Here is a 14,988-nt window from a genome sequence, read left to right as displayed (position 1 = left end):
GAGCCCACGAGCCGGGCTGAGCTTCCGCGCTTGGCAGGCGACCCACGGTCGTGCATGATGGGCCGCGACCGTGGCCGATGGATCACTCACCGCGCACAGTGGACCATCTGTGAATGTGGCGATCACCACAGACTAATCAATTCACTGCGGTCATTCTTATTCTTCTCGGGGGAGGATCACACAAACGTGTCCCAGTTCACCAAAGAATCCACACCACGGACGCCTTCCCGGCGTCGGCCGCTGGCGTTGACCGCCGCAGCGCTCATCGGCGCCGCCGGCCTCGTGGCACCACTGCCGGCGTCTCCCGCGCAGGCGGCAACCGACGCCTTCAGCTGTACCGGAGCGGCGGCGTTCTTCAACTCGACAACGGCCGGCACGCTCGCCCGCCGCCAGTACAGCACCCCGGGCCGCGACGGCGGCGTGTTCACCGCCGCCACCACCGTCGGCCCCGGTGGCTGGCAGACGTTCGGCCGCCTGCTGGGTGGGCCGGACGGCCGGGTCTACGGCATCAACTCGACCGGGCTGAACCGCTACCGATGGACAGGCAGCAACTGGGAGACCATCGATGGCAAGCAGAACCTGATCATCAGTTCGAGCTTCACGAACTACGCGACAGCCGCCTTCCGCAACAAGATCACTGTGGACCAGATCGGCGACTTCTACGCCGTCGACGCCCAGGGCAAACTGCGCTGGTACCGGTTCGACGAGCCGACGCGGAAATGGACCATCGACGCACGTGTCATCGACTCCGGCTGGGACCGGTACAACCTGATCGTGGCCGGTGCCCCCGGCACCCTCTACGGCCGCACGTCCGACGGCAAGCTCTACCGACACCGGTTCGACCCGGCGAGTCAGCGGTGGCTCCTGCGGGACCGTCAGGTCGGTTCGAGCGACTGGCAGGGGTTCACCAAGGGGCTCTTCTCCGCCGGCGGAGACACGCTCTTCGGCATTCAGGCCGACGGTGATCTGTTCCAGTACCGCTTCCGCGAGGACAACCTGTCCTGGGCACTGACCGCGGACCAGATCGGCAACGGCTGGGAGGGCTTCCCGAACGTCTTCACCACCACCAACACCTGCCGGCAGGGGGCGATCACCAGCCCCGCGCTGCCCGTCACTCCGGCGCGGCAGAACGCCCCGTTGGCGGTCGTGCAGGCCCCGCCCGCCGGCACCGCGCTCGGCAGCCTGGAGATCGCCTACACCGACAACATCGGTCAACTGCGGCACGGACGCGCGAACCCGGACTCGCTGTATTCGATCCAGTGGTCACCGGTTCCCGGCACCGAGGCGTACACCGGCAAGCCGTCGCTGGTCTCGGACGCCCAGAACAGGGTCACCATCGTTGCCCACGAGACCACCAGCAACGTGGGTTCGTTGACCCAGAAGACGCCGGCCATGCCGGACTGGAACCCGTGGCTCGCCCTCGGTGGGGCGATGCGCTCGGAGCCGACCGCCGTCCGGCTCTCCGACGACACCCGCGTGCTCTTCGCCCTGGACGCCGACGGTGCACTCTGGCACCGGCGGCAGGACGGTACGGCCGGCGACCTGTTTCCGTGGACGCCGCTCGGTGGCACCGGCCTGACCGGGACGCCGGTCGCCGTGCCGGGCGCTGACGGCACCGCCACACTTCTGGTGGCCAACGCCGCCGGCACCCTGCAGGCCGCCACGTACAGGGGTGGCGCGCTGTCCTCCGCCTGGACGGGGCTGGGTGGCGCGGGCTTCGTGGACACGCCGAGCGTGGTGACACTGCCCGGCCGTCGCCTGATGGTGTTCGCCCGCCACACCGACGGAGTGGTCAAGAGCCAGTTGCAGAACATCGACGGCACCTGGCCCGGCACCTGGAACGCGGTGGGGGCCAGCGGGATCACGCCGGTCGGCTCCCCGAGCGCGGTCCTGAGCCCCAACACCGGCCGCGTCTCGGTGTTCACCCGGACGACCGACGACACCATCCAGCACAGCCGACAGACCGCCGCGGGCTCCACCGCCTGGGGCAACTGGGCCACGGCGACGGTGCCGGACGAGACCTATCCGACCGACCCGACGGCATTCGTCTTCCAGAACTCCAACGGCATCCGACTCGGTTTCGTGAGCCGGACCGCCAACGGTTCGGTTCGGCTCTACGACACCGACGAGTCGGCTGCGTCGCTCGCCACCCGGGCCGCCCCGGCGGCGGGTATTCCGTTCACCAGGCAGGAGATCCCGCAGCCGCGCGACACCTGACCAGGACGGGGCCGGCGGCCGTCGGGGCGACACGCTCCGACGGCCGCCTCGGCCTGACTGCTGCCCCTACGTGAAGGCGGCCGCGATGCCACTTCGGCACGTCGGGCCTCAGCGCGCGACGGCCTCAGCGGAGCCGGGTCAGCGCGGTCACCGAGCGGTCCGTGCCGTCGTAACTGCGGGCGGCGTCGAAGTCGCCCGTCGGGCGCTGCCCACCGGCCACGGCACGCGCCAACCGCAGGTCGGCGTCGCGGAACCGCAGGGCCAGGCTCAGGTGCGGCACCCACGCGTCGGGCGCGTGCCACGGGCGGTGTCCGTCGGCATCGGCGAGAACGTCCCAGACGGCGGCGTGCAGCGCGGTCAGCGCCGGCGTGGGTCGGACGAGCCAGACCAGTGGCGCACTGCCGTCCAGGACGACGACCCGGTCGAGCGTCACCGGCACCGGCAGCGCGGCGTCGAACAACTCGGCCAGGCGGTGCTCGACCCCCGGCGCGAACTCGTCGACGGCGGCGAGGGTGAGGTGCGGCCGGTTGGTGGGGTGGATGTTGCGGGCCAGGCTGGGCAGCCCGGCGGCGGCCAGGCGGCCCCAGACCGCCCGGACCGCGACCTCCAGGCCGGGCGGGCAGACCAGTTCCACCGTACGCACGAGCCCACGCTACCGGGGAAGCCCATCCCTTCACGCCTCGTGTCCCCACGCACCGGACACCCCGATTTCCGTCGAGCCGAGTGGATCAGGCTAGGCACCGCTGGTCAGAGCCAGCCGTTGTCCCGGGCGGTGCGGACGGCCTCGGCCCGGTCGGCGGCACCGAGCTTCTGCACGGCAGCGGAGAGGTGGTTGCGCACGGTCCCGGTGGACAGGTGAACCCGACGGGCGATCACCGCGACCGGGGCGCCGACCTCCACCAGCCGCAGCGTCTCCAGTTCCCGAGGGGTCAGCGGGCACGGGGGCAGGGTCAACGCGTCGGCGGCCAGCGTCGGGTCGACGTAGCGCCCTCCGGTGTGCACCCGGCGGATCACGTCGGCGAGCGCCCCACCCGGTGAGCCCTTGGGCAGGAACCCACGGGCACCGGCGGTCAACGCCTGGCGCAGGTGTCCGGGACGACCGTGCCCGGTCAGCACGACCACCGCGCACTCGGGTCGGACCCGGGTCAGCTCGGCGGCCACCGCGATGCCGTCCAGGCCCGGCATCTCCAGGTCCACCACTGCCACGTCCGGGCGGTGCGCCAGCACCGCGGTGACGGCTGCCGTCCCGTCGGCGGCGTGTGCCACCACCTTGATGTCCGGTTCCAGGGCGAGCAGCGCGGCGACGGCGACCCGGATGAGGTCCTCGTCGTCGGCGAGCAGGACGCGGATCACGACGGCACCGGCACTGTGGCTTCGAGGGTGAAGATCGCGTCCTCCCGGCGTACCCGCAACTCGCCCCCGGCGGCGGCGAGCCGGTCGGCCAGCCCACGCAGGCCGTGGCTGTGCGCGTCCGGGCCGCGGTCGTCGGCGCCGTCGTTGGCCACCGTCATCCTGGCCACGTCATCCTCCCGGTCGATGCGGATCCGGCACCAGTCGGCCCGGCTGTGCCGCAACACGTTGGTGCTCGCCTCGCGCAGCACCGCCGCCAGCTCGACGGCGGCGGGCTGCGGCAGGTCCGCCGGCAGCGGCAGAACCGTGCACCGCACCCCGCAGGAGCGCAGCACCCCCACCACCGCGGCGAGCTGTTCGTCGAGGTCGACGGCCCGATAGCCGTGTACGGTCTCGCGTACCTCGCCCAGCGCGGAGGCAGCCAACCGTTGCACCTCGGCGGCCTCCCGCCCGGCCCGTTCCGGGTCGACCGGTGCGAGCCGGGCGGCGAGTTCGGCCTTCAACGCGATCACCGTGAGGTGGTGCCCCAGGACGTCGTGCACGTCGCGGGCGAAGCGCAGCCGTTCCTCGGCGGCGGCCAGCCGGGCCTGGGCGGCCTGGCCCTGCCGGGCCTCCACGAGCAGGTCCCAGAACCAGACCTGGAACCCGTTGACGGCGGCGACCGCCGCGCCGATTGCGCCGGTCACGGCGAGGTGACGCGCAACGGAACCACCGGTCCACCAGGCCACCGCGACCGACACCGCCAGGACGCCGACCGCGACCGCCAGCGCGGCCCGCCACCGCACCAGCAGCGGCGTCATGCCGATCAGCGCCGCGCCGAGCCAGGCCCAGGTCGGCCACCTGCCGGCCGCCACCGGGCCCACCAGCGGGACGGTCAGCACCGCCACCCCGATCAGGCTCAGCTCGGCCCGACGCCGCCAGCGCGGGTCGAGCCACGGCGTCACGGCCGCGTACAGGACGACGGTCTGCGCGATCACGAAGGCGAGGATGCCGACCGCGCCGAGCGTCACCCGGCCCCGGTCGGGCTCGCGGGTCAGGCCGACCGCCGGCAGCAGGACGCTCGCCCACACGCCGGTGGCCAGCGACACCAGCGTCGCCCGTCGGGCGCGACGCAGCCGCCGGTCCGCCCGGGTAGTCACCGCCTCGCTCGCCACGCACCGATCCTAGGACCGCCCGGCGCATGGTCCACCCATGCGAACTGTCACGGTCGAGCCGCGCGGTCAACACGGTTTTTCCGTGACGAACGGGTCTGCCGGCCACACCGGGCGCACCGGCAGGGTCGAGACATGGAAGACACCCGGTTGTACGCGGACGGCCTCACCGCCGTACCGTCGCCCGCGCCCCTGCCCACCGACGAGCCGACCCCCTCGACTGCGCCGCCGAGTGCGGCGGCACCGACCGCCGCGGCACCGGCGAGCAGCAGGCGGCGGCTGCTGTGGCACCTGGGCGAGATGGCCCTGGCGATGATCGCCGGGATGCTGCTGCTCGGGCCGTTGTGGGAGCTGGCCGGCGTCGCCCTGTCCGTCGGCGACACGCTGGCCCGGCCGGAGGTCGCGGCGCTGGTGATGGCCACGAACATGACCGTCGGGATGACGGTGGTGATGCGCTACCGGGCGCACCGCTGGCACGCGGTCGCTGAGATGGCCGCGGCGATGTACGTCCCGTTCCTGCTGCTGCTCGTGCCGTTTCGGGCCGGGCTGATCGACGCCGACGCGCTGATGCTCGGCGGTCACCTGCTGATGATCCCCGCGATGGTGCTGGTGGCTCTCCGGCACCGGCACGAAGCCTCCGTGCCGGTACGCCGAAACCGGGTCGTGGTGGCGCTCGCCCACCGCTGGCCGGCCGGGTTGGCGCTGTTGCTGACCGCGGACATGTGGGTCGACCCGGGCGTGCTCAGCCCGTGGACGATGCTGGTGCTGCCCGGCGGCTACCTGGTGATCGGCATGGCCCGCCGCACGCTGGGCGGGCGGGGCGTGCTCGCCACCCAACTCGCCGGTCTGGCCATCTGGGTCGCCCTGACGCTGGTCGCGGTGCTGGCCGGTGGGCGGACCGCCGCCTGGCTGGTGGCCCTCGGGTGGTTCGCCCACGCCGGCTGGGACATCGTGCACCACCGCAACCGCCGGGTGGTGCCGCGCGGCTACGCCGAGTTCTGCGCGGTGCTCGACGCGGCCCTCGCCGCGGTGATGGTGCTGGCCATCCTGACCACCGACGCCTGATCCGGGCCGCCGGCGGGCTCGCGGAACAGCCGCAGCACGGGCTCGGGACAGCTCTTGTGGCGGTCGCCGCAACGGCCCGGACGGCGTGATGAAAGGCTTGGCACATGAGTTCCGCACCTGCACAGCACGACGCACCGATCGACGCCACCCCCGACGGCACCGACGAGGTGAGCGCCTTCGCCGAGCTCGGGCTCCGCGCCGAGCTGCTCGGCGCGCTCGCCGCGCTCGGGTACGAGGAGCCGACCCCCATCCAGCGGGAGGCTATCCCACCGCTGCTGGAGGGTCGGGACCTGCTGGGGCAGGCGGCCACCGGCACCGGCAAGACGGCCGCGTTCGCGCTGCCGCTGCTGAACCTCATGACGGCGCACCGCCAGGGCGGCGACCCGGTGGCGCTGGTGCTGGTGCCGACCCGGGAGCTGGCGGTACAGGTCTCCGAGGCGTTCCACCGCTACGGCAAGGACCTGGGCGCGCGGGTGCTGCCGATCTACGGTGGGCAGCCGATCGGGCGGCAGTTGCGGGCACTGGACAGCGGTGTCGACGTGGTGGTCGCCACCCCGGGCCGGGCCCTCGACCACATCGCCCGGGGCACCCTGCGCCTCGGCGGGTTGGCCACGGTGGTGCTCGACGAGGCCGACGAGATGCTCGACATGGGCTTCGCCGAGGACATCGAGGCGATCCTGGAGCACGCTCCGGCGCAGCGTCAGACTGTGCTCTTCTCGGCGACCATGCCCTCGCGCATCGACGGGATGGCCCGCCAGCACCTGCGCGAACCGGTGCGGATCGAGATCGGCCGGGAGCAGCCGGTCGCGGGTGAGGCGCCCCGGGTGCGGCAGAGCGCGTACATCGTGACCCGGGCGCACAAGCCGGCCGCGCTGGGACGGGTGTTGGACGTGGAATCCCCGACGGCGGCGATCGTGTTCTGCCGCAGCCGGGAAGAGGTCGACCGGTTGACCGAGACGATGAACGGTCGGGGCTACCGCTCCGAAGCGCTGCACGGTGGGATGAGCCAGGAGCAGCGCGACCGGGTCATGGGCCGGCTGCGGGCGGGCACCGCCGACCTGCTGGTGGCCACCGACGTGGCGGCGCGTGGGCTGGACGTCGAGCAGTTGACCCACGTGGTCAACTACGACGTGCCGTCCGCCCCGGAGTCGTACGTGCACCGGATCGGTCGGGTGGGTCGGGCTGGCCGCGAGGGCGTGGCGATCACCCTCGCCGAGCCGCGTGAGCACCGGATGCTCAAGACCATCGAGAGGGTGACCGGCCAGCGGATCACCATCGACAAGATCCCCACCGTGGCCGACATGCGTACCCGGCGGCTGGAGCTGACCCAGGCGGCCCTGCGGGAGAGCCTGCTGGAGGACGACCTCGACCCGTTCCGGGTGATCGTGGAGACGCTGACCGACGAGTTCGACCTGATGGAGGTCGCCCTCGCCGCCGTGAAGCTGGCCCACGAGGTGACGTCGCCGGGCTCCGACGACGAGGAGGAGATCCCGCAGGCTCCGGTCCGTGGGTCGCGCGAGGGCCGACCGGAGGCCGGCGGCCGGGGCGGCGACCGGCGCGGCGGGGGCCGGCCACGCTCCGGCGGCGGCAACACCGTCCAGGTCTTCGTCGGCCTGGGTCGACGCGCCGGGGTGCGCCCGCAGGATCTGGTCGGCGCCATCACCGGGGAGACCGGTATCCGCGGCCGGGACATCGGCTCGATCGAGATCGCCGACCGGTTCTCACTGGTGGAGGTGCCGCAGGGGGTGGCCGACGAGGTCATCTCCGGCTTGCGCTCCAGCACGATCAAGGGCCGCAAGGCCACCGTGCGCCGCGACCGCGGCGGCGACGAGCGCTGAGAACGCGGTCGGCGAGGCGGCGGAGTACGACGGTCGCCGACGACCCGGCCCGGCGAGGCGGCGGGAGAACCATGGGCACCCGCCGCCCCGCCGCCCCGCCGGTGCTAGCCGATGTTGCCGTCGACGACGTTGTTGGCCCCGGCCAGCGACGCGCCACCGGAGCGGTGGTCGTACGCCCGCATCACGTTGTTGGTGACGATCCAGTTGTTGCTGGTGCCGACCGTCACGATCGGTCGGTCCTGGCGGCGGGGCGTCGCGTCGTCGTAGAACTGGTTGCCGATCACCTGGCACAGGTCGGCGTCGCGGCCGAGAATCCCGTTCGCACCGTTGTCGTGGATGTCGAGCCCCATGATCCGGGTACGTCCGGATGAGGAGACCTCGATGCCGTTGCTGGCGTTGCGCCAGAGCCGCCCGCCGATGAACTGGGTCCCCCAGACCTGCCGCAGGTCGGCGCCGCTGCCGGTGCCACTCGTGCCGTTCGACTCCAGGTAGACGTTCTGGAAGATGTTCCGGTGGGCGGGTTCGCGCACTTCCACCCCGTTGCCCCGGCAACCCCAGACATGCAGGTTGTCGAAGAAACAGGCGCTGTCCAGCAGCCGTATCCCGGTCTGGCACTCACCGACCCAGACGTTGAGGAACTCGTTGTCGTACGCGACCTTGTTCACGAGGATGCCGACGCCGAGGCAGTCCTCGATGTTGATATCGGTGATCTTGTTGGCGTGGGCGCTGGTGTCCGCGTCCTTGCCGAGGAACTCGATCGCGTGGCTGCCCGAGTTGCCGAAGTGCAGGTGGTGGAAGGTCGATCGGGGGCCGCGGACGGTCAACAGCACGTTGGAGGTCCGCATGCCGTAGAAGTGCACGTTGGAGATCTGGTTGTACTTACCGCTGGAGACCAGACGACCGGTGTAGCCCGGGGCCGGCTGGATGATCGCGGCGCCGATGTTCTCGCCGGTCCAGGTCACACTCGTCGGAAAGCGGACCTCCGATCCGAGACCGAGCGCGCCCACCGGTTGGAAGATCTCCCCGCCACCGGCCGGCAGCAGGTTCAGCGCCGTGGTGACCTTGTCCGACTCGTCACTGCCGTCGAGGCGGCAGCCGACCCGGGGGTCCCGGAGGCTGAGCGGGGCCTCCCGCACGGTCGTGACGGGCGGCGATCCCGCCTGTTCCGCACCGGCGAGGGTGGCCACCGTGGTCGCCACCGCCGCGCCCGCGCCGCCGGCGAAGAGCACCCGCCGTCCCAACCGTCGGCTCGGTGGATCCGACCGTTGTGGCGCTGCCGGCGGTACCGCACCAGGTGCGCTCACGATCGGTTCCATGCCTCTCCCCCGTTGAGTGCCACCTCGAGCGGCGGGCAGACTCTACTGTGCATTGTCGCGTGCTCGCCGACGCGGATCAGAGGGCGTACGGGCCGAAACGGCCCCAGGCCACCACGGCGGCGAGGACGAGCAGCACCGCGCAGGTCACCGCGCCCTGGATCTCGGTGCGACGCCCCTGCTGGGTGGTCTCCTGCTTGCCGGCGCGCAGGTGCACCAGGAGGCCGCCGATCATGACGATGACCAGCCCGACGGCGGCGAGCGGGGTGAGCACCGTGGCGATGCCGGTGGCAGCGGGCAGCACGAGCCCGACGGCGGCCAGCAGCTCGACCGCGCCGAGCGACTTGACCTGCGACGGTGGGACGGGGTCCACCCACCGCATCACGTCGCGCAACTTCTCCTTGGGCTGGCTCAGCTTGGCCAGCCCGGCGCCGGCGAAGACGGCGGCGAGCAGGGACTGAATGATCCAGAGCACCACGTTCACGGGGGGTTCCTCCAGGGGCCGCCTCGCGGCGGAGAGGTGGTTGACGGTGCAGACGAGACAGTAGACCTCCCCGCGTACCGAAAGGGCCCCCACCGTCGGAAGACGGCGGGGGCCCGGATCGTCGGAGCGTCAGACCGCGAAGAGCGCCGGCCCGTCAAGCGTCTTCACGTCGGCCGGGCGCAGCGCCAGGGCGAGCACGTCGGCCACGTCGGCCAGGGTGTGCACGGTCAGCGCCTCGCGCACCTCGGTCGGCAGGTCGTCCAGGTCGGGCTCGTTGCGCGCCGGGATGATCACCTCGGTGAGGCCGGCCCGGTGCGCGGCGAGCAGCTTCTGCTTCACCCCACCGATCGGCAGCACCCGACCGGAGAGCGTCACCTCACCGGTCATCCCGAACTCCGGACGGACCGGGCGGCCGGTGACCAGCGACGCCAGGGCCGTGACCATGGTGATGCCGGCGCTCGGACCGTCCTTGGGTACCGCGCCCGCCGGGAAGTGGACGTGGATCCGGCGTCCCGCGAGAGCGTTCGGGTCGATGCCGAACCGCCGCCCGTTGGAGCGCAGGTAGGAGAGCGCGATCTGCGCCGACTCCTTCATCACGTCACCGAGCTGGCCGGTCAGGGTCAGCCCCGGCTCGCCCTCCATGCTGGTCGCCTCGATGAAGAGCACGTCCCCGCCGGCGCCGGTGACGGCGAGGCCGGTTGCCACGCCGGGCACCGCGGTGCGCTCGGCCGACTCCGGGGTGAACTTCGGCCGCCCCAGGTAGCGGGTGAGGTTGTCGGTGTCGACGCGTACCGGCGACGGGTCGGTCGCCAGCGTCACCGCCACCTTGCGCAGGATCTTGGCGAGGCCACGTTCGAGCTGCCGGACCCCGGCCTCCCGGGTGTACTCCCCCGCGATCAGCGCCAGCGCCTCGTCGGCGATCTCCACCTCGTCGGCGGTCAGCCCGGCCCGCTCCCGCTGCCGGGGCAGCAGGTGGTCACGGGCGATGGAGACCTTCTCGTCCTCGGTGTACCCGTCCAGGGTGACCAGTTCCATCCGGTCCAGCAGGGGGCCGGGGATGGACTCCACCACGTTGGCGGTGGCCAGGAAGAGCACGTCGGACAGGTCGAGGTCGACCTCCAGGTAGTGGTCCCGGAAGGTGTGGTTCTGGGCCGGGTCGAGCACCTCCAGCAGGGCGGCGGCCGGGTCACCGGCGTAGCCGGCGGCCAGCTTGTCCACCTCGTCGAGGAGCACGACGGGGTTCATCGAACCGGCCTCGCGCAGCGCGCGGACGATCCGACCGGGCAGCGCCCCCACGTAGGTGCGCCGGTGCCCGCGGATCTCCGCCTCGTCGCGGACGCCACCGAGCGAGACCCGGACGAAGTTGCGCCCGAGCGCCCGCGCCACGGACTCGCCGAGGCTGGTCTTACCCACTCCGGGAGGACCGGCGAGGGCGAGCACCGCGCCGGAGCCGCGACCGCCCACCACACCGAGGTTGCGCTCGGCGCGCCGGTTGCGCACCGCCAGGTACTCCAGGATGCGGTCCTTGACGTCGGCCAGGCCGGCGTGGTCGGCGTCGAGCACCGCGCGGGCCGCGGTCAGGTCGGTGTTGTCGTCGGTACGCGCGCCCCAGGGCATCTCGAGCACGGTGTCCAACCAGGTACGGATCCAGCCCGCCTCCGGGGAGGCGTCGCTGGCCCGCTCCAGCTTGCCGACCTCGCGCATGGCCGCCTCGCGGACCTTCTCCGGCAGCTCGGCGGACTCGACGCGGGACCGGTAGTCGGCGGAGCCGTCCGGCTCGTCCTCGCCCAGCTCCTTGCGGATCGCGGCGAGCTGCTGGCGCAGCAGGAACTCGCGCTGGGACTTCTCCAGCCCCTCGCGGACGTCACTGTTGATCTGCTCGGTGACCTCCTGCTCGGCCAGGTAGTCCTTCACCCAGCCGACCAGCAGCTCCAGCCGGGCGGTGACGTCCGGCGCGGCGAGCAGCTCGGTCTTCTGTTCGAGGGTCAGCCAGGGCGCGTAACCGGCCGAGTCGGCCAGTTCGGAGAGGTCGGTCATCCGCTCCACCGCGTCGATGACCTGCCAGGCGCCCCGCTGCTGGAGCACGGAGGTCACCAGGGCGCGGTACTCACGGGCGAGTTCGCGGGCCCGACCGGCGTGGGCGGGTTCGTCGAGTTCGGTCGCCTCGACCCAGAGGGCGGCGCCGGGGCCGGGCACGCCGGAGCCGATCCGGGCCCGAGACAGGCCACGGATGACGGCGGCGGGCTCGCCCTCGGGCAGGCGGCCGACCTTCTCGATGGTGGCGACCACGCCCACCGGGCCGTACTCGCCGTCGATGCGCGGCACGGCCAGCAGCTTGCGGTCGCCGGTCGCCCGCGCCGCGTCGATCGCGGCCTGGGTGGTGGGGTCGAGGGTCACCGGGATGACCATGCCGGGCAGCAGCACGGCGTCGGTCAGGGGAAGTACCGGAAGAGTTGCCATCGAACACCTCGCGTTAGTTGAGCGTGTCTCACTCAAGTAACAAAGCGTTCCCCTTGTTCCGGCGTGTGAGCTAGGCCACTGGAGCGGTGCCGTACAGGCGAGGGTCACCCGGGGGCAGCACCGGTTCCGGCGCGTTCGCCCGTGGGTTGTCGTCGTACCGGAACTCGCCCTTGCCGTCCGGCGAGGGCCCGGACGCCCAGCGCCCCTGGGCGGCGTCGGTGCCCGAGGAGAAACCCAGGTAGGTGTAGCCGTACTCCTCGGTGAACTCGCCCGAGTCCGGAAACGCCTCCGGCACCGGCATCTCCTCCAGGCCGTCCTCCTTGAGCTGCTCGATCGCCGCCAGCCACATGTTCTGGTGCATCGTGTCGCGGGCCAGCAGGAAGCGCAGCATCTGCTTGACGCCCGGGTCGTCGGTCATGTGGAACAACCGGGCGACCTGGAGCCGACCCTGCGCCTCGGCGGTGACGTTGAGCTGGAAATCGGCCAACAGGTTGCCGCTGGCGGTGATGAACGCGCCGTTCCAGGGCACCCCGTTGGAGTCGGTGGGCAGGGCGCCACCTCCGCCGTGGATGAAGTGCGCCGGATTCTCACCGGCGTAGGTCGCGGCACCTCCGGGATCCTCCGCGATCCCCTCGGTCAGTGACAGCGGCGCGTTGTCCAACAGCCGGGTGATCATCGTGACGATCATCTCGACGTGGCCCATCTCCTCCGTGCCGACGTCGAGCAGCAGGTCCTTGTACTTGCCGGGCAGTCGGCAGTTCCAACCCTGGAAGAGATACTGGTTGGCGACCGTCATCTCGCCCCACTTGCCGCCCAGCACCTCCTGCAGGCGGCGGGCGAACACCGCATCCGGGCCGTCCGGCTTGGCTTCGAACTGCAGATCCTTCACGTGGCTGAACATCCAACCTCCTCGGTACCGGAAAACAGGTAGCGAGGTCGTTCCCGTCCCGATGACCCGAGCGGGCCAACCGGTGTCCCGGCCGGGTCAGCGCACCGGGCGGGCCATCGGCAGCAGCACCTCCAACGCCACTCCACGCGGCCGTAGCCGGTGTGCCCGCAACGCTCCCCCGTCCGTCGCGACGAGCTGCCGCGCGATCCACAGGCCCAGACCGGACATCCCGACGGCCGGCGCCGGACGCCGCAGCGCGACCAGCAGCGCATCGTCGACCCGGCCCTCGTCGGTGACCAGGATGCTCAGGTGGGGGCCCCGCACAGTGGCGTAGAGCCCGACCTGTCCGTCCGGCGGCCCGTGCCGCAACGCGTTCTGCACCAGGTTGACCAGTACCTGTCGGGTTCGTCCGGCCGGCACCGGGCAGGAGGCCGCTTCCCGGGTGGCTCGCGCCCGCCGACGGGCGAGCGGCACCAGCGCGGCGGCCTCCCGCAGGATGCCCGCCAGCGCGACGGCCGGATCCGGCTGCGGAGTCGGCGTCAGCACACCGGTGCCGGCGGTCGCGTCGCGCAGCAGGCTCTGCAGGTGGGCGGCCTGGTCGCGGGCCAGCGCGCTGAGTGCCCGCCGGTCGTCCCCGGTCAGCTCCCGACGCTCGTCGGCCAACGCGCGGGTCAGCGAGGTCAGGGTGCTGATCGGCGTCCGGAACTCGTGACACAGCACCCGCAGCAGCAGCTCCGAATCGGCCGCCGTCGGTCGTTTCTCGCCCGGTGTCGGCTCAATGGGGCGCAACCCTCGCAGCAGGTCCCGCAAACCGTGGCGTACGCGCATCCACCCGAGTCCTCTCGTTCGGTGCGATCCCGCATGATCGGTACCCGCTGGGGAACGGCGCAGACATGCCGGGAGCCTCCACCTTGCGACTCGTCGTCGTGGACGATCACCCCCTTTTCGTCCGCGGACTGGAGTTGCTGCTCCCGATCACCACCAACGGCCGCGTCGAGGTGGCCGCCTCGACCGGCGACGCCGCCGCGGCGGCGGCCCTGGTCAGCAGCTTCCGCCCCGACCTGGCCCTGGTCGACCTGCACATGCCGCCGCCCGGCGGCATCCGGGCGGTGGCCGCGATCCGGCGGACCACCCCACGGGTACGGGTGGTCGCGATGTCCGGTTCCGTCGAACCCGGGCCAGCGGTGGAGGCGCTGCGGGCCGGTGCCGAGGGGTTCCTGCCCAAGACCAGCGAACCGGAGGAGCTGCTGCCCCCACTGCTGGCGATCCTCGACGGCTGGGCGGTGCTGCCGGCCGAACTGCTGCGCGCCATGCTGCTGGGGCCCAACCGCTGCGCGCCCGTCGACCTGGATGGCGAGGAACGGCGGCTGCTGCGGGCGATCGCCGCCGGCCGCAACACCGTCGACATCGCCGAAGAACTGCACGTCTCCGAACGGACGGTGAAACGGATGACCGCCGCGCTGCTGCGCAAGTTGCGGGTCTCGAACCGGGCCGAGGCGGCCGCCATCGCCGGTCACAGCGGCATCCTCGGGGAATGAAGCCTCGCCACCGAAGCGATTCATGGTTTTGCTCGGTAACGGAATCGCGACGCGCCGAATGAATGGAAGGCATATTGTTGCGGATTACCGGGGTGATAGGTCAGACTTTGGACACATCCCGCCGCACACAGGGAGTAATCGGCAATGGCGAGAAAAGTAATCACGGTCCTGACCGACGACCTCGACGGTGGGAAGGCCGACCGGACGGTTGAGTTCAGTCTCGACGGCGTGGCCTACACGATCGACGTCTCCGACGAGAATGCCGGCGTCCTGCGCAAGGCGCTCGATCCGTACATCAATGCGGGTCGGCGGATCGGGCGCGGCCCGGTGGAGAGCGCCCGTTCGATCCGGCGGCCGGGGCGACCCGCCGGCGCGGGAATGGATCGGGAGCAGAACCGGGCCATCCGGGAATGGGCCGTCAAGAACGGCTACAAGATTTCCGAGCGCGGCCGGATCCCGGTTGAGGTCGTCGAGGCGTACAAGAGCCGCTGACGCGACTCGACGGGGCCCCGCCGGAAACGGTGGGGCCCCGTCGTTTGCCCGGGAACCCGAAGCGGGGGGGGGGGGCCCCCCCCGGGGGGCCCGGGGGGGGGGCCCCCCCCCGCCCCGGGGGGGGGGGGGGGGCGGGGGGCCCCCCCCGCGGGGGGGGGGGGGGTGTGGGCCGCCCCCCCCACGCGAGCCGG

Annotated in this window: 13 protein-coding genes; 5 read left to right on the top strand and 8 right to left on the bottom strand. The window is 72.0% G+C overall.

What is annotated here, in order from left to right:
- The first annotated feature begins 186 nt into the window (after positions 1-186).
- A complete protein-coding gene (locus ACIBEF_RS17215) occupies positions 187-2,217 on the top strand; it encodes a tachylectin-related carbohydrate-binding protein (protein ID WP_396794258.1) in 2,031 nt (676 codons plus the stop codon).
- 124 nt (positions 2,218-2,341) lie between these two features.
- Here ACIBEF_RS17215 and ACIBEF_RS17210 read toward each other — a convergent pair whose 3' ends face one another.
- The 3 genes from ACIBEF_RS17210 to ACIBEF_RS17200 all read right to left on the bottom strand — a co-directional run bounded on the left by ACIBEF_RS17210 (position 2,342) and on the right by ACIBEF_RS17200 (position 4,721).
- Positions 2,342-2,860: a 2'-5' RNA ligase family protein gene (locus ACIBEF_RS17210; RefSeq protein WP_396794257.1), complete on the bottom strand. Its 519-nt coding sequence runs from the start codon at positions 2,858-2,860 to the stop codon at positions 2,342-2,344.
- Positions 2,861-2,964: 104 nt separating this feature from the next.
- Positions 2,965-3,570, bottom strand: a complete 606-nt coding sequence (locus ACIBEF_RS17205) for a DNA-binding response regulator (protein WP_396794256.1) — start codon at positions 3,568-3,570, stop codon at positions 2,965-2,967.
- The gene (locus ACIBEF_RS17200; protein WP_396794255.1) at positions 3,567-4,721 is read right to left on the bottom strand and encodes a sensor histidine kinase; all 1,155 of its coding nucleotides are present in this window, start codon (positions 4,719-4,721) and stop codon (positions 3,567-3,569) included. The genes ACIBEF_RS17205 and ACIBEF_RS17200 overlap by 4 nt, the downstream gene beginning before the upstream one ends.
- A 132-nt stretch (positions 4,722-4,853) precedes the next feature.
- On the opposite strand from ACIBEF_RS17200, the gene ACIBEF_RS17195 reads away from it, so the two are divergent.
- Together ACIBEF_RS17195 and ACIBEF_RS17190 are read left to right on the top strand one after the other, a co-directional pair.
- Positions 4,854-5,783: a hypothetical protein gene (locus ACIBEF_RS17195; protein ID WP_396794254.1), complete on the top strand. Its 930-nt coding sequence runs from the start codon at positions 4,854-4,856 to the stop codon at positions 5,781-5,783.
- 104 nt (positions 5,784-5,887) lie between these two features.
- Positions 5,888-7,621: a DEAD/DEAH box helicase gene (locus tag ACIBEF_RS17190; protein ID WP_396794253.1), complete on the top strand. Its 1,734-nt coding sequence runs from the start codon at positions 5,888-5,890 to the stop codon at positions 7,619-7,621.
- A gap of 104 nt (positions 7,622-7,725) precedes the next feature.
- Here the strand turns inward: ACIBEF_RS17190 and ACIBEF_RS17185 are convergent, their stop codons facing one another.
- The 5 genes from ACIBEF_RS17185 to ACIBEF_RS17165 form a co-directional block, all read right to left on the bottom strand.
- A complete protein-coding gene (locus tag ACIBEF_RS17185; RefSeq protein WP_396794252.1) occupies positions 7,726-8,925 on the bottom strand; it encodes a right-handed parallel beta-helix repeat-containing protein in 1,200 nt (399 codons plus the stop codon).
- Between the two features lie 88 nt (positions 8,926-9,013).
- On the bottom strand, positions 9,014-9,418 hold the full coding sequence (locus ACIBEF_RS17180; RefSeq protein WP_396794251.1) for a DoxX family protein: 405 nt from the start codon (positions 9,416-9,418) through the stop codon (positions 9,014-9,016).
- 129 nt (positions 9,419-9,547) lie between these two features.
- Positions 9,548-11,878: an endopeptidase La gene (gene lon / locus ACIBEF_RS17175; RefSeq protein ID WP_396794250.1), complete on the bottom strand. Its 2,331-nt coding sequence runs from the start codon at positions 11,876-11,878 to the stop codon at positions 9,548-9,550.
- Positions 11,879-11,948: 70 nt separating this feature from the next.
- Positions 11,949-12,779 (bottom strand): manganese catalase family protein, encoded by an 831-nt coding sequence (locus tag ACIBEF_RS17170; protein WP_396794249.1) that lies wholly within the window; start codon positions 12,777-12,779, stop codon positions 11,949-11,951.
- A gap of 84 nt (positions 12,780-12,863) precedes the next feature.
- Positions 12,864-13,595 (bottom strand): sensor histidine kinase, encoded by a 732-nt coding sequence (locus ACIBEF_RS17165; protein ID WP_396794248.1) that lies wholly within the window; start codon positions 13,593-13,595, stop codon positions 12,864-12,866.
- A 98-nt stretch (positions 13,596-13,693) separates the two neighbouring features.
- Between ACIBEF_RS17165 and ACIBEF_RS17160 the strand changes: the two genes are divergently transcribed.
- Complete coding sequence (locus tag ACIBEF_RS17160) at positions 13,694-14,305, top strand: response regulator (RefSeq protein WP_396794247.1); 612 nt, start codon at positions 13,694-13,696, stop codon at positions 14,303-14,305.
- Between the two features lie 144 nt (positions 14,306-14,449).
- Entirely contained in the window at positions 14,450-14,797 is a 348-nt protein-coding gene (locus ACIBEF_RS17155; RefSeq protein ID WP_396794246.1) for an Lsr2 family protein, read from the top strand.
- The last annotated feature ends 191 nt before the right edge of the window (positions 14,798-14,988 follow it).

Origin of the sequence: Micromonospora sp. NPDC050795 (genome assembly GCF_044456785.1) — a bacterium.
GTDB lineage: Bacteria > Actinomycetota > Actinomycetes > Mycobacteriales > Micromonosporaceae > Micromonospora.
Note: the sequence above shows the minus strand (reverse complement) of the source record. Positions and strands in the feature narration are given on the sequence as shown.